Genomic DNA, 20,786 nt, shown 5'->3' on the forward strand with positions numbered 1-20,786 from the left:
TCAGTAAAAAAAGACTAGAGTTATATAGAGTGAACCCGACTTATATTCTAGATTTCAAATCCGCTGTTCTCAAGTTGGCTCAAATTAAGATTCGTAGTCAAAGGCCTCGCTATGAGCGCGTTGCTTTTTTTCCCCGCCACGAAATGCGCGGCAGTTTGTTTGTCGCTATCACTCACTACGATTGGTCCGGATACGATTATCTAAAGACAGCGCTTGAAGCTGGTGTGGCCGGAGTCGTTCTAGAAACCTCCCACGAACACTTAGCGGCCTTAATTCCCAACAATGTCGACGTCTATCTTGTCGAAAGTCACCGCGCCTTTTTAGCCTCTATGGCCCATGAATCCCGTCAAGAGTTTGATGGAGACGTCATTGCCATCACGGGAAGCACCGGAAAAAGCCAACTCGGCACGTGGCTGCAATACGCTTTAGATTTTCATTTTAAAACTCAGTTTAACGATGGCAATCGCAATAGTTTTTTCGGACTGTGTGAGTTGCTTCTGCATATTCGTCGAAGCACACAAAAGCTTGTCGTCGAATTAGGTGCCCGTCAACTCGGAGAGCTTTCTGCCTTAGGTGAAATTCTTCAGCCACAAAACGTCGTGCTGACCAACATTCAGCACTCGCATTTAAAATATCTTAAGAATTTACAGAATGTCTTCGCCCTAAAAACAGAGCTGTTACAGGTTTCTTCTGTAGAAACTGTTTTTTTAAATGCTCTTGATCCCCTACAAAGTCCACTTCCCGATCAGTTTCCAGATAAGACTTTTATATTTTATCATCCTGAAAAAGTTTCGTCTGAGTTAGGCTTGTCTGGCCCCCATGAAGCGCAAGCTTATGCCGCTGTCGATGCAATAACAGACTTTCTTGGTGCGACCCCGATGCCAGAGTTTTCATTTTGGCCAAAGCTTCCTTTTAGCTTGTCGCAAATGCACACACGAAATGGCCAACTGGCTTTGTTGGATGGGCGCGTGACAACACCGGAAAGTTTAGAAAACTTCCGTAAGATTTTTTCTACCTTGTTAGCTCAGCAGAAACCGCCAACATCTTTTGCTTTGATCTCTGGCTTTGTCGATTTCGATCCTGTACACGAGCTGGCCTTTATCAAGACTGCAGCCCAGCGGTGGGCTGAATTACCTTTGAAGAAAATTTACTATGTTGGGCCACATGGTGAGTCTTTAAAAAAATTATATCTAGAAAATGGTGGACACGCCGAAGTGACTTTAGGAAAAAAAGAAGATGTGCAAAAAATTCTTGAGGAAATTCAGAGTCTAAGCCCCGAAGCTTTACTGGCGATTCAAGGACATCAAGAAGAGTGGTTTTTTAAATTGATGACAGAGCTAACGAAAAGTTAGCTCTGTTGTTAGAAAAATTCAGATTAGCCTAAGCTTTTTTCGATCATGCTGAAGATCGGACCCGAGATCAAACCTAAAGCTAAAATCAACAATGCTGAAATCACCACAACAACTGTTGTTCCGTAGTGACCTTCTTCTTTTGTCGTACAATTTCCTTCTTTCATGTACATGACCACGATTGGACGTAAATAGTAGTACGCACCTAGAACCGAGTTCACAACACCCCAGAAAGCTAACCACAGAAGTCCTTCGTTAACCGCCGCACTGAATAAGTACAGCTTACCGAAGAAACCTAAAGCTGGTGGAATACCCGCTAAAGACAACAAGAAGATCGTAAAGCATAAAGCTAAAACTGGTTTTTGCTTTGCGAATCCAGCAAGGTCTTCTGTTTGAACAAAGTGATTTTCATCTTTTTCAATCATGCTTAACACCGCAAACGCACCCATTGTCATAAGAGCGTACGTCATAATGTAAAACACGACGCTAGAAGCACCATAAGCTGAGTTTTCACTGATACCCGCGGTGATCACACCCACCAAAACATAACCCGAGTGAGCTACTGACGAATACGCCAGTGTACGCTTCAAGTTGTTTTGAATTAATGCAGCCACGTTACCTGCTGTCATCGTGATAACGGCAAACCATTGCAAGATCATCAGTAAGTTCTCGGAACCCACTAGGCCTTTAGAGGCCACAATTCTTAAGAACGCTGCAAATGAAGCGGCCTTAATCGCTGTCGCCATAAAAGAAGTGATCGGAGTCGGTGATCCCTGATAAACATCCGGTGTCCATGCATGGAAGGGAGCAATCGAAACTTTAAAGCAGAAGCCCAGAACGATGAACGCAAAACCAAAAATAAATAGGTAGTTACTGCTTTTCAAAAGCATGTCAGCGTTTTGAATTAAAGCCAATGTGCTGACTGTTCCTGTTGTTCCGTAGATAAACGAAACGCCATACAAGAAAATCGCAGAAGCAAATGATCCCAATACGAAGTATTTGATCGCCGCTTCTTTTGAAATGCGCTGTTCATGTGACATCGCGATCATTAAGTAAAGTGATAATGACATCAACTCTAATCCAATGAAAACCGTGATCAGGTTCACCGCTGAAATCAAGATCAGCGCACCTAATAGCGAGTTCATTGCTAAAAACAACAATTCTGAAAACTGTTTACCACGAGTCGATGGGTTTTCGTACATCATCACCATTGCGCCACCCGCGATCACAACAGCCACAACACCTAACCACTGTGTTAATCCGTCAAAGATCAACTGGCCATTAAATGCCGTTGGGGCGCCCGAAGCTCCTTCGCCGCCGAAGACCATTAAAAGTCCCGCCGTCAAAGTTAAACCGATAAGAGCCTCAATGATTGTGGCTACAGGGTTTTGTTCGCGATTGCCGCGCAACACTTTGATGGCGATTGGCAACAAGCTGAACAAAAACAACACGATCATCGGAGAGATCAGTAATACATCAGAAAGACCGACGGTTACGATATTATTAATAGAAGACATTTTTTACTTCTCCTCAACCTGTGCGTGTTGCGAACCACTTACTGGAAACGAATAATTACTTTTGTTTGCAATCAAGTGATCCACGCTGACTTTTGAATACTGCATGAAGTGATTCGGGAAGATACCCATCCAGAAGATCAACACAACCAAAGGAACTAGCACAGCGATTTCACGCGCACTTAAGTCATGTAGCGGATGCTCAGCATCTTTTTCACCAGCTAATACCAACTCACCTTTAGGACCGAAGAAAACTCGTTTCACCATCCACAACATATAAGCCGCACCCAAGATCACACCGCTGACCGCAAAAACAGCCACTGCCGGAGAATAATAGTACGAGCCCAACAAAATTAAGAATTCGCCGACGAAGCCGTTCGTTAACGGAACCGCGATAGACGACATCGTCACGATAATAAAAGCTATCGTGTAGATCGGAAGAACTCCGGCCAATCCGCCGTATTTTGCAATATCACGCGAGTGTGTTCTTTCGTAGATCATACCGATCAAGATGAACAGAGCTCCTGTTGAAATACCATGATTCAACATTTGGTATAAAGCGCCGTTTAAGCCGTATGTATTCATCGCGAACAATCCCACCACGATGTAACCCATGTGCGACACTGAAGAGTACGCTACAAGTTTTTTCACATCTGGCTGTACCATCGCCACCAAAGCACCATAGATAATACCAATCACACCTGCAGCCACGAAAATCCAGCCGTAGTGCTCAGTTGCTTCAGGGAACATCGGAATCACCCAACGGATGAAACAGTATGTACCCATCTTTAACATCACACCCGCAAGAACCACAGAACCTGGCGTCGGTGCTTCCACGTGGGCATCTGGTAACCATGTGTGAAGTGGGAACATTGGAACTTTAATCGCGAAGGCCAAAGCAAAAGCGAAGAACAACAACGTCTGAGCTGTAAAGAAATCACCGCCCACGAATGGAATGTGTAATTTATAGAAGTCTAAAAGGCTGGCGCTCATCGTGCCGCCTGTTACTTCTGGTGTTAAGCGCATCATGTAGATGATCGCTAACAACATCAAAACCGAACCCGCCATCGTGTAGATGAAGAACTTAACGGTGGCGTAGATACGGCGCGCGCCACCCCAGATACCGACCATGAAGTACATTGGAACCAGTGAAAGCTCCCAGAACACATAGAACAGAATCGCATCTAAAGCTAAGAACGAACCGAGCATTGCGGTTTGCAATACAAATAGCGCCGCATGAAAGCCACGAACACGATTATCAATCGAGTTCCAAGACGCCAGTACAATCACCGGAATCAAGAACGTTGTTAGAACCACGAGCATTAGCGAAATACCATCGACGCCAAGGAAGTAAGAAATTCCGAAGCGTTCGATCCACGCGGTTTTTTCAACCATTTGCAGAGCCGCAGTGCCTGTGTCGAATTTTTGTAACAACACAAGAGACAGCGCGAACTCAACTAAGGCTAAACCTAGAGCCAAGTGGCGAACCGTGCTTTTTTGCGGCCAAATCATTACTAGGGCCGCGAACAGTACTGGTAAAAATATTAAAAGCGACAATATCATAACAACCTCATTAACCCATCAACATATAAGATAAAGCGATGACAACACCGATAACGACATACATCGCGTATGTCTGCATATTGCCGTTTTGTAATGACTTCACAATCGCGCCGCCACCACGAACTAAATCCGTAGCTTTGTACGTTGCTTTATCAATTACGTTTACATCCACGTATTGCCACAAGTTGCGGCTCGCATTTACTAGCGGATTGATGATCCCACCGAAGTAAGCTTCATCTACGTAGTATTTGTTATTCACAACATTGTAAACCGGAGCAATCGCTGTTGCGACTTTATCTGCTGCACCTGTTTTACGTGTGTACATGATAAAGGCCACTAAAGCGGAAACAGAAGCCAAGGTCACTGACACGCCCATCAAGATCCACTCTTCAGTTGCTGAGTGCACGATGCCCTCTGCTTCAGGAAGAGTTTTGATTAACGGAGACAACCACTCAGCCCAGAAGTTCGGAAGGTGTCCTAAGTAGTGTCCAATAACGTGAGGAATACCGATCCATCCACCAATCACGGATAATAGACCTAAAACCATCAGTGGAATTGTCATCACCAATGGGCTTTCATGAGGATGAACGCTTTTGTCCACACGAGATTTTCCCCAGAACGTCAACGCCATCAAACGAGTCATATAGAACGCTGTTAACGTCGCACCAATGGCTCCAGCTAACCACAATAGAATGTGTCCGCGCGGAGACGAAAAGGCATAATATAAAATTTCATCTTTCGAGAAAAACCCTGCAAATGGCGGCATCCCGATAATCGCCAACCATCCTAAGAAGAATGTGAAGTGTGTGATCGGCATGTACTTACGCAAACCACCCATTTTACGGATGTCTTGCTCTTCGTGCATAGCATGGATAACAGAGCCAGAACCCAAGAACATCAACGCTTTAAAGAAAGCGTGAGTCATCAAGTGGAACATCCCCGCACCGAAAGCTCCTACGCCCACAGCTAAGAACATGTAGCCCAGTTGAGATACTGTTGAATAAGCCAAAACTTTTTTGATATCGGTTTGAGTTAAACCTATTGTTGCCGCCATAACCGCAGTTGCCGCACCGACAATCGCAATCACCATCATCGTGTTCGGAGCCGCAACAAAAAGCGGATTCAAACGCACGATCATGTAAACACCAGCTGTTACCATCGTCGCCGCATGGATCAACGCTGAAACCGGAGTCGGACCTGCCATCGCATCTGGTAACCAAACATAAAGTGGAATCTGTGCCGATTTACCAGTCGCTCCGATAAACAACATCAACGTTCCCAGCGTTACCATTCCCAACCAGCTAGCTTCCATTGTTGTCGGAGCCAGCGCGTTTAATTCGTACAAATTCAATGTGCCGAATGTGGTGAAAAGGATGAACATACCGATAATGAATGCCGCATCCCCGACACGATTCGTGATGAAGGCTTTCATGCCCGCGGCTGCTTTAGCTGAGTCATTGAACCAGAAACCGATTAACAAGTAACTGCAAAGACCCACGCCTTCCCAACCTACGAACATCGTCAACAATGAATCCCCTAAAACAAGGATCAACATGTTGAACAAGAAAAGATTCAGGTAAGCGAAGTATTTGGTAACACCTTTATCGTGGTGCATGTAACCAATCGAAAACAAGTGAATCAAAGAACCGACACCTGTGATGATCAAAATCATGATCGAGCTGATCTGATCGACAACAAAGCCCATATTGATCTTAAACTTATCTACGGCCATCCATTCAAAGAATGTCACCGCTAATTTTCTTTGATCAGGTTGTAAACCCAACAACTGAGTGAAAAGCGCAATGGCACAAGCAAAAGAAATAACTACGGCTCCGGTCGCAATGCTTCCAGCTAGTAAATAGTTCGTACTACGAAAGCGAACACCATTCAGAATAAAACCCACAAGTGGGCTTAGAAGTAAAACAGCTATTAGTATTTCGTGACTCATGGATTACCCCTTAAGATGTTCAAAGAAACGGATGTTAACTTCTTTAAAGCGCTTGAAGACCGCAACTGCTAGCGCCAAACCAACCGCCGCTTCAGCAGCAGCAATCGTCATCACAAAGAAAACCATCACTTGCCCGTCCACTTGGCCTGATTGATAGGAAAAGGTTACGAAGCTGATATTAACTGCGTTTAGCATTAGCTCAATCGACATAAAAAGAACGATTAGATTTCTTCTTAACAAGACCCCGGCCATACCGATGCTGAAAAGAATCGCGGATAGAATCAAATAGTGATTGGCTGTGATAGTGGTGAAGATATTAGTTTCCAACATGTGTTCCACCTTTACTTCTTGAAAGAGCTACCGCTCCGACCGCGATAACTAGCAACAACACACCCAAGGCTTCAAAGCTGAAGACGTGAGTTAAGAATAAATGTTCAGCTAGAGGTTTTGTCGCCTCAGTTGAAGTCACAGTTTGTTTGATCGGTGTTGCGTTGTTTTCTAGGTAAACCGCCGCTGTTCCAACAGCTCCCACGATCAAGCCAGAAAGGATGCCGACCGCAGCCAATTTAATCCCACCAGTTAAACGACCTCTAGAAAAGGCCTGTAGTTCGTGTTTTAAGTCGAAAAGCATCAGAACCATCACAAACAGAACCATCACGGCTCCGGCGTAAACAATCAACTGAACGCCTGCCAAGAAGTACGCCTGTAGTGTTACAAAAAGTCCTGCGATACTGACCATCGTCATCACAAGGCTAAGAGCGCAATAAACCGGATTGGTCATAATCACGACTGAAAGCGCGCTGACCACGGTGATAAAGGCTAGAAACCAAAATATAAAAACATCTGCCGTCATTTTATTTCTCCAATTAATTTACCGCTCAAATTAAAATACAAAATACGCTGTAACAAAAATCACAATCGCTGTGATCATCGTGTTCGCTAACGCCCATGGAAGCATTGTCTTCCAGCCTAGATCCATCAGTTGGTCATAGCGGAAACGAGGCAACGTCCAACGAACATGGATGAAGATCCACAAGAAAATTGCAAATTTAACATTGTACGATAGAAAGTGAGCCACTGTGTTCAAGATGTTCGCCGTCTGTTCAGAGCCTGTTAGGCCATAGAACCATTGGTACACTTGATCCGGAGTTAAACTCCAAATGCTGTATCCACCGAAGAAGAATGTCGTCATCAAACCTGCTGCGATCATCATGTGAGCGTACTCACCGATGAAGAACATCAACATTTTGAATCCGCCGTACTCCGTGTGGAAACCCGCAACTAGCTCGGCTTCACCCTCTGCTAAGTCGAATGGAAGACGATTTGATTCAGCAAATGTTGCTGCAAAAAACAAAATCATCCCTACGGGTTGGAAGAAAACGCCCCAGTTGGGAATCAGTGCAGAAGCGGTAATGGTGTAACCAAACGCTGCGAATGTTAAAGGCCCGTGCTGAGCCGCAATCATATCGCCTAGGTTGAAAGTACCATACATCAAGATCACGCCCACAACAGAAAGACCCAAAGCTAATTCGTAAGAAATGATCTGAGCCGACGCACGCATCGCACCCATTAACGAGAACTTACTGCCAGAGCCCCAGCCCGCCATTAAAATCGTGTATGCCGCCAAAGACGAGATACCCAAAATGAAAACGATACCCACGTTGATTTCAAAGCCTTGAATCAGGAACGTGTAGTTTTCCAGTTTTAGCGGCACTGACATTGGAATCGCCATGTACGCAATAGCACCCGGAATTAATGCAAAAACCGGAGCTGCATAGAACATGAAGCGATTGCCTTTTTCAGGAAAGAAATCTTCTTTTGTTAAGAATTTCACCGCATCGGCCAACAACTGCATCAATCCCAAAGGACCAACACGATTTGGACCGAAACGATTTTGAATAAAGCCTGAACCTCGGCGCTCAAGCCAAACCAATATAGGTACCGCTTGTACCATCATCAAGAACACTAAAAGTGTTTTGATTACATTGATTGTAATTTCAAAAGTTGTGCTACCCATTGACATCATAAACTAGTCCCACTCCAAAGCTTTTGATTTGATCTCCCACCAAAGACCGAAAATGAAAATGGCAAGAAACACAAACATAGAAATAAACACGAAAGGACCAGCACCAGAGGCGATGAAGTTTTTGAAATTAACTGCCCATGGGTACATGAAGATAATTTCGATATCGAAAAGAATAAAAAGAATCGCAGTTAGGTAGAACTTTACCGAGATTTTTGTGTCTTTCTTTTCTTCGCCTGGGATACCACATTCGTAGATATCAAATTTAGCCTGACTTGTTTTTTTCGCGCGACCACCGGTCAAACGCGCTAAGCGAATCAGAATAAATCCGAAAACGGCGATAAAGATCGTGATGAATATGACTCCACCAAGTGGCATGAGCCCTCCTGTTGTTCAAGATCGTAACGCAGACATTTGCGCCAGATCTTTTCGTTTTTTTCATTTAATTTTCAACTATATAGTTATACAAAGCTAAACTGTAAAAACCAATGAAAAATCGTTACTCAGAAGGATGCGGAATTACTCTGAAAAAATGGCAAATAAGTGGCAAGTAAGTTCCACGCGACTTGAAGACTTCATTCAACGTGGACTTGAAAAAAACAAAAGACTGTTCAACATTTTGGGCGCTTCTTCAGGCGTTGCTGCTTCTTATTTTTTGTCTCAATCTTTATCTAAAGAAATTAAGGGCTTGCCGCAAGTTGTTGTTGTTTCTGGTTTATCACAGGCCTTAGCTTTTCAGCAGGAATTGATGTTCTTTTCGGATCAACTGCGTACACACATCCTGTATCCTTGGGATATTTCGCCTTTTTCTGGGCTTTTTCCATCTCCGGAAGTTCGGCGTTCACGCGCGAGCTTTCTGTATTGGAGCGCCAAAGCTCAAAAAAACGACATTTTTATTGTCCCTATTGCCGCCTTAATGCAGCTAACGGCTCCGTTTTATAATTTCAATCAGCGCTGCCGTAAACTGATTGCAGGTGACGAGCTGCCTACAGATCTAGCACAATACCTCAACTCCTTAGGTTATCAGTCGGCTCCAATTGTAGAAGATGTCGGGCAGTACAGTATTCGCGGTGGCATCGTGGATATTTACTCACCAGCAGAAAAGCAGCCCGTTCGCTTAGAGCTTTTCGGAGATCAGATCGAATCACTGCGCTATTTCTCGGTGGTGGATCAGCGCAGTTTAAATGAAACCAAAGAGCTGCATCTAGTTCCCACTTACGAGTTCGAGCTTTCTGACGAAAACATCGAAGATATCATTAAAAACTTACGCGCCGACTTTAAGCGCCGTGAAGTCACACCGACCGAAGCCGAAGAGGCTGTTCGTTCTATTTCTTTGAAAAACTATTTCGCTGGCTGTGAACTTCTTTTGCCTTATTGCTATAAGTCCTTGTCTTCTGTGCTGGATCATTTCAGTTCGGACTTAAATGTTTTTATTTTAGATCCCTCTGAAGTTTCCCGCGCGGCGGATGAGTTCCAACAGGAAATCGAAAGCGATTATCGTAACAACTTAAACAATCCCTCCGTTCTATTTTGCCCAGAGCCAGAACGCATTGTTCAAAGTTACGAAAAAATTCCGTGGTCTTCTGACTCACGCTTTTTTAATTTTTCAAACTTAGCTTTTGTTGAAGACGAGCGGGCCGACGAAGAGCGCATCACCTATTCGTCTTTACCTTTAACTGAGTTTTCCTTGCTAGCGCAGAATTTGACTCCGGCTTCAGACGCATGGATTAATGCAGCTAAACCAAAAATCACCACATGGTTGAATTCTGGTTTTAAAATTTTTATTGCCGCCAAAAATCACACGCAGATTGATCGCCTGAAAACTCTATTGCAAAAAATGGAGCTTAACTTCGATCTGGCCACCGAAGATGAATATCTTTGGGACACATGGATTGAAAACAAAACTACTATCACGGTTGTTCCCCGCCTGTTTTCAGAAACATGCCTACTGTCAGAAGAAAAGTTAGTTGTTTTACGCAGTGATGATTTCTTCGGAAAAAAACAGCGCGCCACTACATCTGCCAATGCCTACGAGCAGTTTTCTTCTAAAGCGAAAAGTCTGGCTTTCGGTGATTTAAAACCGAACGACATGGTCGTGCACGTCAAGCACGGCATCGGCCTATACGAAGGCTTAAAAATCATGAATATCGGCGGAGTCGAATCCGAATTTATTCAGATCGCCTACAAAGATAAAGACAAGTTGTATCTGCCAGTCTACCGCGTGGGCCAGCTCCAAAAATTTTCAGGCTCAGCAGCACAGACCGGTTTACTTGATAAGCTGGGCGGCACCGCTTGGGAAAAAACTAAAATCAAAGTTAAAGCTCATTTGCGTGATATCGCCGCTGAGTTGTTACAGCTTTATGCTAAACGTAGCGAGCTGACTCGACCGCCGCTGCCCGTAGATGAAATCGCTTACAACCAGTTTGAAAAAGGTTTCCCCTACGAAGAAACCGACGATCAACTGCGCGCTATTACCGATATTCAAAAAGACTTCACCTCGGGTAAACCTATGGATCGCTTGGTGTGCGGTGATGTGGGCTTTGGTAAAACCGAAGTTTCTATGCGCGCGGCCTTTCAGGCTGTTCACAACCGCAAGCAAGTGGCGGTGCTGGCTCCGACGACAGTTTTAACCTTTCAGCACTTAGAAACGTTCCGCAAACGTTTTGCCGGATGGAACTTTGAAATCCGCTCACTCAATCGCTTCGTTAGCACTGCTGACCAAAAGAAAACCCTTGCTGATTTAAAAGAGGGAAAAGTTGATATTCTGATCGGCACCCATCGTCTGTTAAGCAAAGATGTCGCTTTCCGTAACCTTGGCCTTTTGATTATCGACGAAGAGCAAAAGTTCGGAGTAATTCATAAAGAAAAAATTAAAAAGATGAAGACCGAAGTCGACACGTTAACTTTATCCGCGACTCCGATTCCGCGAACATTGAATATGAGCTTCACGGGTATGCGCGATCTTTCGATCATTAACACGGCTCCCGTCGATCGCGTTCCTACGCGTACTTTTATTTCCAAGTTCGATACGGAATTAATCCGCAAAGGCATTCAGTCAGAAATCGCACGTGGTGGGCAGGTTTATTTTATCCACAACCGCGTACAAAGCATTTACGGCCTAGCAGACGAGCTTCGCAAAATCGTACCTGATGCTCGCATGCGTGTGGCTCACGGACAAATGGGTGAAGAAGAGTTAGAGTCCGCAATGCTCGCTTTCTTCAATCATGAAATAGATGTATTAATTTGTACGACCATTGTGGAATCCGGCATGGATGTTCCACGTGCGAATACCATGTTTATTGATCAGGCCCACATGTACGGCCTGTCACAGCTTTATCAACTGCGTGGTCGCGTGGGACGCAGTAAAGCTCGCGCCTTCTGTTATCTGCTTTTACCAAAAGACAAACGTATCGAAAAAGATGCGCAAGAGCGCCTGAAAGTGATTCAGGAAAACTCAGCTTTGGGGTCAGGTATCCGCATTGCCCAATACGACTTAGAACTGCGCGGAGCCGGAAATATTTTAGGTGACGATCAGTCCGGACATGTGAACTCAGTCGGCTATGAACTTTATATGGATTTACTTAATGAAGCCTTAGCTGAAGCTAAAGGTGAGCCTTTGGCAGATCGCGATTTAGATCCGGAAATTAACTTGCGTGTACCAGCTCTGATTCCAGACGCCTATATTTCAGATATCCGCATTCGCTTAAGTTATTACAAAGCTTTGTCTGAAATTTCATCCCATGAAGAATTAGATCGCATTGAAGAAGAGCTAAAAGATCAGTTCGGACCAATTCCTGAGCCGGTTGTGAACCTGATGGGTTTGATGCTGATTCGTAAACAGTGTAAAGATTTAGGTGTGCGCGATATCAGCGCCGGAGCTAAAAATATCTCGCTTATCTTCACTGAAAAAACAAAGTTAAAACCAGAAACAGCCATTCAGCTTGCTATGCGTGAAAACAAAAAGTATTCGATCACTCCGGATCAGCGCCTGAATATCCGCATGAATAACATCACTTGGTCGAATGTGTACGAAGAGCTGAATTACTTACTGACGTTGATTTAAGTGTTTTAGGTATTAATTCTCAGTATCCGTTCTGGTGCGTGTGTCTAGAATTCGACTTTCAGTCCCAATCCGATTTCACCTGTTGAGTACATATTCGGATCGCCTTCATTGCTGGGGTCTGCGGGGTCGATGGCGCGACTTGATGCTAAGTGCTCAGAAAAATAAATTTCAATAAAGGTATTCTGTAAGCCTGATGATGTCAGTCTTTGTGCGCGAGCCGAATCATCAAACATGTTCTCTAGCCAATCCAATTGAAACATCAAACCTGCGCGATAGTTCATCGCCATCGAGGCTGTTGCCGAGGCACTTTGAGCCGCGTCGGCTTCGCTGACCGAAAACTGATGAACTCCACCCTGAATAAAGGGCACAATCCACGGCTCATCAAATAAGGCATCCATAGCATAATTCACACCGATACCCACGCGTGAAATGGTCACTTTGCGGTCCACATTCGCTACGGCTCCTTCAATACTGCCGTAGGCATAATTTCCCATAAGGCCAATACTTCCCGCGCTGAAATTGTATTTATAACCAATCGTCACATTGTAAAGATTCACGCGCGTAGAACCCACAATATCATCAAAGTAGGCGTCTTCCAAAATCGAGCGGTAACTGGTGGGATAAAATCTTTCGGCTCCCAGTCCAAAGATAAATCCATGGGGGCCTCGGCGTTCGCGGTAGTTTTTGCTGAGGTCACGCGGTCTTTCTAGAATGACATTTCCTTCAGGATAAGCGGTCGTGGTATCAAGTGCGCCCATAACCAGAGCTTGTGCTGTGGACGTAAAAAGTGTCGCGGCAAAAAGAGTGCTTAATACAAACTGTCGTTGAATTTGGATGAAAATCTTTGAGGACATGCTGCCGACCATGACCCATCTTACTGAGATTCCCTACGTCTGTCCCCGCCCTTTAGTCTGGTTTGCTGTAAAAATCTTCTAGCTCAGGGAATGTGGTTCTGAAATCAGTTCCGCGACGGCGATCTAACTCGTCCACGTATTGTCGGAATTTTTTCTGATTCAGCATTTGTGTTTCAGGATCAAAAGGTTTTTGGATAACGCCCAAATCCCGCTTTAGTTTCGTCACTTCATGCGCTCGAAACCCAGCGACCATCCTGTCGCCCTCTGTTTTTTGAGGGTGTAACTGCATAAAATCAATTGCCTCGGCGATTGTGTTTTCCCATTTTGAATTTGAAAGCAGGCGTGCATTCAGCCATGTTGGATACACCAATAACGGAAAATCTAACCAGATATTTCGCACATTTTCCACAGCACCTGAGCTATAGGTTTGGCGCAGCTCTAAGACCCACTTTAAATATTCCGTCAGCTTCGGTAGGCTTAACGCCGTGACTGTATTGATAAGTCCAATAGAAACTGTTTTCGTATTTCGCATCACTTCGTGGATATTTTTCTTTAACAGATTAAAGTTCATTCCACTACGAATGTACTCGGCCTGTTCGCCTACACTGTCACAACTGACATACAAAGAAAAACTTTTGATCGCCTTTTCATTTTCTAGACGCTGTAGATATTGAATAAAGCGTTGAAGAATTTCGGGTTTGGGCGGACATAAATTACTGGTGATAGAAAGCTCTAAAGACGGATTGGGATGGGCCAATATGTAATCCATCACTTTCCATGTGTTCGCATCCAGAAGAGGTTCGCCTCCGGTCATGCGGAAGATTTTTAATTCGGGATAAAGCTCGGGCCACCACTTCCAGAATGTCTGCACGTAGGGATTTTCACTGGTCGGAACCTGCAATGGAAATAGTGACATTTGTTTTAGGGTTTCAAAATCATGATGTAAGTGGCCTTCAAGATTGAACGGGCCGAACTTTTCCACTTCACGCTGCCACTCGGTGCTGAGGTGCGGACTGCAGTAGATACACTTCAGGTTGCAGGCCTGATTGAAATTCACTTCGACGTGCGAAGGAATGACTTTTTGATCGTAAATTTGTTTTTCAACAGCATCGCCAGATGAAATTTTTTCTAGTTCGCCCTTTGCCCACCACTCGCTGCTGCGAAAATGCCGATCGGACAAATGAGGCTTGCTATCTGATGAGGGCACAGATGAGGACCCCGATAAGGGCGCAGCGTCTTCCACATTCCAGCAGTACTGACAGCCGGAGGGGCGCTCACCATCGCGCATCTGTTTGCGCTCTTGAATTTTATGATCGGTGTTGTGAAGTCGGCTGGGATATTCAGAAAGACTTTCTAGCGGTATCGGATGGGCCACAGGGTGATGGCAACTGTGAGTGTTTCCGGTTGTTAAATGCAACGTCAGCATCTTCCATTTAGCCACACAAAGACTGGGGCTGATGGCATTCAGGCGGTCACGCATTTGCTCTGCCCCAACTTGGTACAAGTTTGAGTTTGGGGGCAAAGCTGATGGTTTTATTGACGGCTCTTTTGGATCACTCACATTATGAGTGTAGGATGATTTCTTAGATTTTTACTAGCGCAATTGCGGCACGGGCTTTTTCTGCCTCATTCATAGCCGTTTCATACTCTGAATCAGAAAGAACTTCTGTGGTTAGCTTTTTCTCGACAGTTTGTAATGCTGCCTGAGCTGCTTCCGCACTTGTTTCTTCTGGAGTTTGCAAGAACTCAGCTAGAACATTCACGCCTTCCGGAGACACTTCACAGTACCCCCAGCTGATAACCGCTTTAAACGCCTTTTCTTGATTTTTAGCTTTGTAGCGCAGGATACCTGTGCCCAAAGTTGTGATCATCGGAGCGTGGCCTGGCAAGATCGTCATTTCGCCAGAGTGAGCTGGTACGCTCACTTCTGTGATCTCTTGATCAAACACCGCTTTTCTTTCAGGAGTTAAAACATTCAGTTTAAACATTATTAAGCCTGCTGTAATTTTTTAGCTTTTTCTTGAGCGTCTTCAATTGTTCCAACTAAGTAGAACGCTTGTTCTGGTAAATCATCATGTTTACCATTCAAGATTTCACGGAAACCTTTAACAGTGTCTTTGATGTCAACATACTTACCAGATAAACCAGTGAACTGCTCAGCAACGAAGAACGGCTGAGACAAGAAACGTTGGATTTTACGAGAACGCGCAACAACCAATTTATCGTCTTCAGATAACTCGTCCATACCCAAGATCGCGATGATATCTTGTAACTCTTTGTAACGTTGTAACAACGCTTGAACATCACGAGCCGTTTTATAGTGCTCGTCACCCACAACTTGTGGATCCAAGATACGAGACGTTGACGTCAACGGATGAACCGCTGGGAAGATACCCATAGCTGCGATATCACGATCTAAGTTCGTCGTCGCATCTAAGTGAGTAAATGTAGTTGCAGGAGCTGGATCCGTATAGTCATCGGCAGGTACGTATACCGCTTGAACTGAAGTAATAGAACCTTGCTTAGTTGATGTAATACGCTCTTGCATCGCGCCCATTTCAGTTGCCAATGTCGGTTGGTAACCAACGGCAGATGGGATACGACCCAATAACGCCGACACTTCCGCACCCGCTTGAGTGAAACGGAAGATATTATCAACGAAGAAAAGAACGTCTTGTTTTTCGATATCACGGAAGTATTCAGCGATAGTTAAACCTGTTAAGGCAACACGCGCACGTGCTCCAGGAGGTTCATTCATCTGACCGAAAACAAGAGCTGTCTTCGCGATAACGCCTGAATCTTTCATCTCGTGCCATAAGTCATTACCTTCACGAGTTCTTTCACCCACACCCGCGAACACAGAGAAACCACCGTGCTCAGTTGCGATGTTACGGATTAATTCTTGAATCAAAACTGTTTTACCAACGCCGGCACCACCGAAAAGACCGATTTTACCACCTTTAGAGTAAGGAGCTAAAAGATCCACAACTTTGATACCAGTCATTAACATCTCTTGAGACGTTGCTAACTCTTCAAACTTTGGAGCTGTTCTGTGGATAGGCCATTGTTCTTTAGTTTTAACATCGCCCATTTCGTCGATGGGCTCACCAACCACGTTCACGATACGACCTAAAACTTCACGACCAACTGGAGTTGTGATCATGTTACCAGTGTTTTTCACTTCAGTACCACGAACTAAACCTTCAGTAGAGTCCATTGAGATAGTTCTTACAACGCCATCACCTAAGTGCTGTGCAACTTCTAAAACTAAGTTGAATTCTTTGTCAGAAATAACTTTGTTAGTAACTCTTAATGCTGTGTTGATCGGAGGAAGTTCTCCTGCGAACTCAACGTCAACTACGGGACCCAATACCTGTTTGATTTTTCCGTTAGCCATTTTTTACCTCTATATCTTTAAAAAACTTTAATTTTAAAACTCAGCCCGCCTTCGGCAGGACCTTAACCTTTTAAGGACTCAGCACCACTGACGATCTCAGTAAGCTCTGTCGTAATTTTTTCTTGTCTTAACTTATTGTAAGTTAACGTCAGCTTGTTGATCATGTCGCGCGCGTTGTTAGATGCATTTTCCATCGCCGTCATACGAGCTCCATGCTCAGACGCAACCGATTCAGACATAGCTCTGTAAACTTGTAAGTTAAAATTCTTTTTAAGTAGTTCTTCAATGATCGCTTCCGGAGACGGATCAAAGATCATGTCCGGTGCGAAGTTTGTACCTTCGAAAGAAGATTTCTCTAATTCCACAGGTAACAATGTTTCACAAACCACCTTTTGCGAGATCGCTGATTTGAATTCATTATAAATCAAACGAATTTCGTCATAATTGCCATCTTGGTAGTGAGCAATTAGGTTTTCAGCGATGCCTTTTGCCATATCGTAAGAAATATCTTTATCTAACTTCGTGATGTTTTCGATACCCGTAACTTTTTTACGAGCAAAGAAGTCAGCGCCGCGTTTACCGATAAAAATAAAGTCGATTTTTTCGTACTTGTGTTTATTGTCAGCCAAGTAACGATCAGCAAATTTATTGATATTACTGTTGAAACCACCGCAAAGACCGCGATCCGAAGTTAGGACCACAAGTAAAACGTTACGCACGCTTTCTTTTTTAGTCATTAGCGGATGGCTCACCTTTTGTGTCGCCGCGATGTTCGCAATAACGCCTTTAAGCGTGATTGCGTACGGGCGCATATTGGTGATGTTGTGTTGCGCTTTACGAAGTTTCGCCGCAGAAACCAGCTTCATCGCTTTCGTGATTTGCTGAGTATTCTTTGTCGACTCAATTCGTAGGCGTATGTCTTTTAAGCTTGCCATCTTTCAGCTTTCTTCAACTATTTAGTTGGTTGAAAAACCGCAGCGAATTCTTTCAAAGCCGCTACTAATTCTGCTTTAACGTCATCAGAGATTTGTTTTTTCTCTTCGATTGTTTTCAAGATGTTCGAGTATTTTTGTTTCAAGAACTGTAACAATTCTTTTTCGAAACGATTTACGTCTGCATCTTGCAAGCTGTCCATGTAGCCGTTAGTAGCTGCATAAATAGCAACGATTTGATCTTCAACGCGGAAAGGTTGGTACTGACCTTGTTTCAACAACTCAACTAATTTACGACCACGCGCTAATTGTTGTTGAGACGCTTTATCTAGATCAGATGCGAAAGCTGCGAAAGCCTCTAAAGCACGGAACTGAGCTAGTTCAAGTTTGATTGAACCGGCAACTTGTTTCATCGCCTTAATCTGAGCCGAACCACCCACGCGCGATACTGATTTACCTACTGATACCGCTGGGCGAATACCTTTATAGAATAAGTCAGACTCAAGGAAGATCTGTCCGTCAGTGATCGAAATCACGTTCGTTGGGATATATGCCGAGATATCGCCCGCTTGAGTTTCGATGATTGGAAGAGCTGTTAATGAACCAGCACCTTTATCATCAGACAACTTAGCAGCACGCTCTAATAGACGGCTGTGTAAATAGAAAACGTCTCCTGGATACGCTTCACGTCCTGGAGGACGACGCAATAATAAAGACATTTGACGGTAAGCTTGAGCTTGCTTTGTTAAATCATCATAGATGATCAAAGCATGTTTGCCTGTATCACGGAAGTATTCCGCCATAGCTGTACCTGTGTACGCTGCCAAGTATTGCATTGGGGCTGGATCAGAGGCACCAGTTGAAATGATAGTTGTATATTCTAAAGCGCCAGCTTCACGTAATTTTTGAACAACCACAGATACTGTAGATTGTTTTTGTCCGATAGCTACGTAAAAGCAGTGAACGTTTTGACCTTTTTGATTGATGATCGTATCGATCGCAATCGCAGTTTTACCAGTTTGACGGTCACCGATGATCAACTCACGTTGTCCGCGTCCGATTGGAATCAAAGCATCGATTGCTTTCAAACCAGTTTGTAATGGCTCATGTACCGATTTACGATAAACGATACCCGGAGCTTTTAACTCAACTTGACGAGAGTGAGGTGTATTGATTGCGCCCATACCATCGATAGGTTGACCTAAAGCATCGACTACGCGACCCAATAAAGCTTCACCTACAGGAACAGAAACGATTGTTTTTGTTCTTTTAACAACGTCGCCTTCTTTGATGTTGCGGTCTTCACCGAAGATAACCACACCCACTTGAGATGACTCAAGATTCAGGGCCATACCTTGAACGCCATTCGAAAACTCAACCATTTCACCGGCCATTACGTTTTCAAGACCATAAACGCGAGCAACACCGTCACCTACTGATAACACGCTACCAGTTTCGGCCACTTCAACGTTTTTGTTGTATTTAGCGATTTGTTCTTTAAGAACGCGTCCGATTTCGTCGGCTCTGATTTGAGCTTCCATCTATATACCTCTCTTTGAAATGTCTTCTTTAATCTTGTTTAAATGAAATTGTGCCGAATCATCCAAAGTCCATCCGCCGACCATAACTTTATAGCCAGACAATAACGAACTGTCTTTTTCGACTTTTAATTTTACTTTTTTATTTAATACGCCAGAAACTTTCGCTTCTACTTGTGACTTGAAACCTTCAGAAATATCTGAAGCCACAACAAGAGTTCCCTCTGTTTCGCCACCTTGTGCGCGAACCAAAGTTTGGAAAGCTTCGTTGATTTGAGCTAAGAACGCCACGCGCTCTTTCTCTACAACTGTGATCATAAAGTTAAATGTTTCCGGAGAGCATTTTCCTTCTAAAGCTGATTTCGCCACCATTAAACGAGTGTCTAAGCTGTTAAATGGGCTGCTAAAGAAAGTCACCGCATCGGCTTGAGTAAAAATTTGAACTACTTGTTGAAGTTCTGCCGCCACGGTTGCCGTTGTTTTATTGGCTTCAGTCGCCTCAAACAATGACTGCGCATATTTTGTTACTAATACATCTGCACTCATGCTTTCACCTGATCTAATTGTTTAACAAACGCCGCCTCTTGAGCTGTGCCTGACTGCGCGTTTGATGAAAGTTTTTGTGTTGCTGACGCTAAAGCTTGATCCAAGATAGCCGCATTGATTTCTGCACGAGCTTTTGAAAGTTCGTTAGCAATAATCAATTGAGCATCTTTTTTCATTTTCTCAGCGCTGTGTTCAGCATCTTTAATAATGTTAGCTTTCAACACATTCGCTTCGTGTTGTGCGTTCTCTAAAGATTTCTTTTCGCCAGCTTCAAGGTTCGACAATTTGTCTTTGATCCCAGACAAAGCGGCTTCCGCTTCTTTCAACGCGCTTTTTGTCTGTTCAGATTTAGCTAAGAAATCTTCACGACGATTTTTGAACGCTTCAACAATAGATTTGCGGATGAAAAAGAAAATACCGATTAAAAGGATTCCTAGGTTAATCGCTTGAAACGCGATTTTATCAAAAGGAATGTGATCATCATGGTGACCACCAGCTGCGAAAGCTGCGCTTGAAGAAAGTGATACTAATAAGATAGCGGCTTTGATTGAGCGGCTCATTAAACAGCTCCCGTTAATTTTTTAGAAATTTCGTCAGCTACGCTTTGAGAAACGTTTTGGATATCACGAGCTGCATTTGATTTTTGCGCTTCGATATCTTGGCGAGCTTTTTCTGTAGTAGCAGAAACTTCTTCGCGTGCTTTATTTAAAATAATCGCTGAAGATTCGCTAGCTTGCTTTTTTTCGTTTTCAAAAATGTTTTGGATGCGACCATTGATTTCACGTGCGCGCACTTGAAATACAGCTTCCAATTTTTTTGCTTCATCTTGTGTTTCGGCTGCAACTTGATCTGCACCTTTAGTTTGTTTTAAACGCTGATCATAGGCACGGTAGAACGGACCATATACATAGACAGTTAAAAACGTTATTGAAACCACAAACAGTATAAACTGTATGAATGCACTCTTGTTCGCGCCAAGCTGTAATAAGATTTCCATACTGATCCCTTGTTTTTTGAACCTTTTCAGATAGCACTCATTGCTTTTGAGCGTCAAGACTA

Annotated in this window: 18 protein-coding genes; 2 read left to right on the forward strand and 16 right to left on the reverse strand. The window is 43.9% G+C overall.

The window, feature by feature from the left end; genetic code table 11:
- Window positions 1-29: 29 nt before the first annotated feature.
- Window positions 30-1,352, forward strand: a complete 1,323-nt coding sequence (locus A11Q_RS13055) for a Mur ligase family protein (RefSeq protein WP_015471300.1) — start codon at window positions 30-32, stop codon at window positions 1,350-1,352.
- Window positions 1,353-1,375: 23 nt separating this feature from the next.
- Here A11Q_RS13055 and A11Q_RS13060 read toward each other — a convergent pair whose 3' ends face one another.
- Genes A11Q_RS13060 through A11Q_RS13090 form a run of 7 tightly spaced genes read right to left on the reverse strand, consistent with a single transcriptional unit; the run spans window position 1,376 to window position 8,775 of the window.
- Window positions 1,376-2,866 (reverse strand): NADH-quinone oxidoreductase subunit N, encoded by a 1,491-nt coding sequence (locus A11Q_RS13060; RefSeq protein WP_015471301.1) that lies wholly within the window; start codon window positions 2,864-2,866, stop codon window positions 1,376-1,378.
- A 3-nt stretch (window positions 2,867-2,869) separates the two neighbouring features.
- Window positions 2,870-4,426 (reverse strand): complex I subunit 4 family protein, encoded by a 1,557-nt coding sequence (locus A11Q_RS13065; RefSeq protein ID WP_015471302.1) that lies wholly within the window; start codon window positions 4,424-4,426, stop codon window positions 2,870-2,872.
- Between the two features lie 10 nt (window positions 4,427-4,436).
- A complete protein-coding gene (gene nuoL / locus A11Q_RS13070) occupies window positions 4,437-6,374 on the reverse strand; it encodes an NADH-quinone oxidoreductase subunit L (RefSeq protein WP_015471303.1) in 1,938 nt (645 codons plus the stop codon).
- Window positions 6,375-6,377: 3 nt separating this feature from the next.
- On the reverse strand, window positions 6,378-6,704 hold the full coding sequence (nuoK, locus tag A11Q_RS13075; protein WP_015471304.1) for an NADH-quinone oxidoreductase subunit NuoK: 327 nt from the start codon (window positions 6,702-6,704) through the stop codon (window positions 6,378-6,380).
- The gene (locus A11Q_RS13080) at window positions 6,691-7,227 is read right to left on the reverse strand and encodes an NADH-quinone oxidoreductase subunit J (protein WP_015471305.1); all 537 of its coding nucleotides are present in this window, start codon (window positions 7,225-7,227) and stop codon (window positions 6,691-6,693) included. The genes nuoK and A11Q_RS13080 overlap by 14 nt, the downstream gene beginning before the upstream one ends.
- 30 nt (window positions 7,228-7,257) lie before the next feature.
- Window positions 7,258-8,400, reverse strand: a complete 1,143-nt coding sequence (locus tag A11Q_RS13085) for a complex I subunit 1/NuoH family protein (RefSeq protein WP_015471306.1) — start codon at window positions 8,398-8,400, stop codon at window positions 7,258-7,260.
- 3 nt (window positions 8,401-8,403) lie between these two features.
- Window positions 8,404-8,775 (reverse strand): NADH-quinone oxidoreductase subunit A, encoded by a 372-nt coding sequence (locus A11Q_RS13090; protein ID WP_015471307.1) that lies wholly within the window; start codon window positions 8,773-8,775, stop codon window positions 8,404-8,406.
- 133 nt (window positions 8,776-8,908) lie between these two features.
- Here A11Q_RS13090 and mfd point away from each other — a divergent pair, with 133 nt between their 5' ends.
- Window positions 8,909-12,460, forward strand: coding sequence for a transcription-repair coupling factor (mfd, locus tag A11Q_RS13095; RefSeq protein WP_015471308.1), 3,552 nt, complete (start codon window positions 8,909-8,911; stop codon window positions 12,458-12,460).
- 44 nt (window positions 12,461-12,504) lie between these two features.
- Here the strand turns inward: mfd and A11Q_RS13100 are convergent, their stop codons facing one another.
- The 9 genes from A11Q_RS13100 to A11Q_RS13140 form a co-directional block, all read right to left on the reverse strand.
- A complete protein-coding gene (locus A11Q_RS13100) occupies window positions 12,505-13,314 on the reverse strand; it encodes a hypothetical protein (protein ID WP_148285004.1) in 810 nt (269 codons plus the stop codon).
- Between the two features lie 52 nt (window positions 13,315-13,366).
- The gene (locus A11Q_RS13105; protein WP_041575330.1) at window positions 13,367-14,794 is read right to left on the reverse strand and encodes a twitch domain-containing radical SAM protein; all 1,428 of its coding nucleotides are present in this window, start codon (window positions 14,792-14,794) and stop codon (window positions 13,367-13,369) included.
- A gap of 103 nt (window positions 14,795-14,897) precedes the next feature.
- Window positions 14,898-15,302: an ATP synthase F1 subunit epsilon gene (atpC, locus tag A11Q_RS13110; protein ID WP_015471311.1), complete on the reverse strand. Its 405-nt coding sequence runs from the start codon at window positions 15,300-15,302 to the stop codon at window positions 14,898-14,900.
- Between the two features lie 2 nt (window positions 15,303-15,304).
- Window positions 15,305-16,711, reverse strand: coding sequence for a F0F1 ATP synthase subunit beta (atpD, locus tag A11Q_RS13115; protein WP_015471312.1), 1,407 nt, complete (start codon window positions 16,709-16,711; stop codon window positions 15,305-15,307).
- Between the two features lie 62 nt (window positions 16,712-16,773).
- Window positions 16,774-17,646 (reverse strand): ATP synthase F1 subunit gamma, encoded by an 873-nt coding sequence (gene atpG, locus A11Q_RS13120; protein WP_015471313.1) that lies wholly within the window; start codon window positions 17,644-17,646, stop codon window positions 16,774-16,776.
- A gap of 17 nt (window positions 17,647-17,663) precedes the next feature.
- The gene (gene atpA, locus A11Q_RS13125; RefSeq protein WP_015471314.1) at window positions 17,664-19,184 is read right to left on the reverse strand and encodes a F0F1 ATP synthase subunit alpha; all 1,521 of its coding nucleotides are present in this window, start codon (window positions 19,182-19,184) and stop codon (window positions 17,664-17,666) included.
- Window positions 19,185-19,727, reverse strand: a complete 543-nt coding sequence (gene atpH, locus A11Q_RS13130; RefSeq protein ID WP_015471315.1) for an ATP synthase F1 subunit delta — start codon at window positions 19,725-19,727, stop codon at window positions 19,185-19,187.
- Window positions 19,724-20,287 (reverse strand): ATP synthase F0 subunit B, encoded by a 564-nt coding sequence (locus A11Q_RS13135; protein ID WP_015471316.1) that lies wholly within the window; start codon window positions 20,285-20,287, stop codon window positions 19,724-19,726. Before A11Q_RS13135 ends, atpH begins: the two co-directional genes overlap by 4 nt.
- Window positions 20,287-20,724: a F0F1 ATP synthase subunit B family protein gene (locus A11Q_RS13140; protein WP_015471317.1), complete on the reverse strand. Its 438-nt coding sequence runs from the start codon at window positions 20,722-20,724 to the stop codon at window positions 20,287-20,289. Before A11Q_RS13140 ends, A11Q_RS13135 begins: the two co-directional genes overlap by 1 nt.
- Window positions 20,725-20,786: the final 62 nt, after the last annotated feature.

Origin of the sequence: Pseudobdellovibrio exovorus JSS, from assembly GCF_000348725.1 — a bacterium.
GTDB lineage: Bacteria > Bdellovibrionota > Bdellovibrionia > Bdellovibrionales > Bdellovibrionaceae > Pseudobdellovibrio > Pseudobdellovibrio exovorus.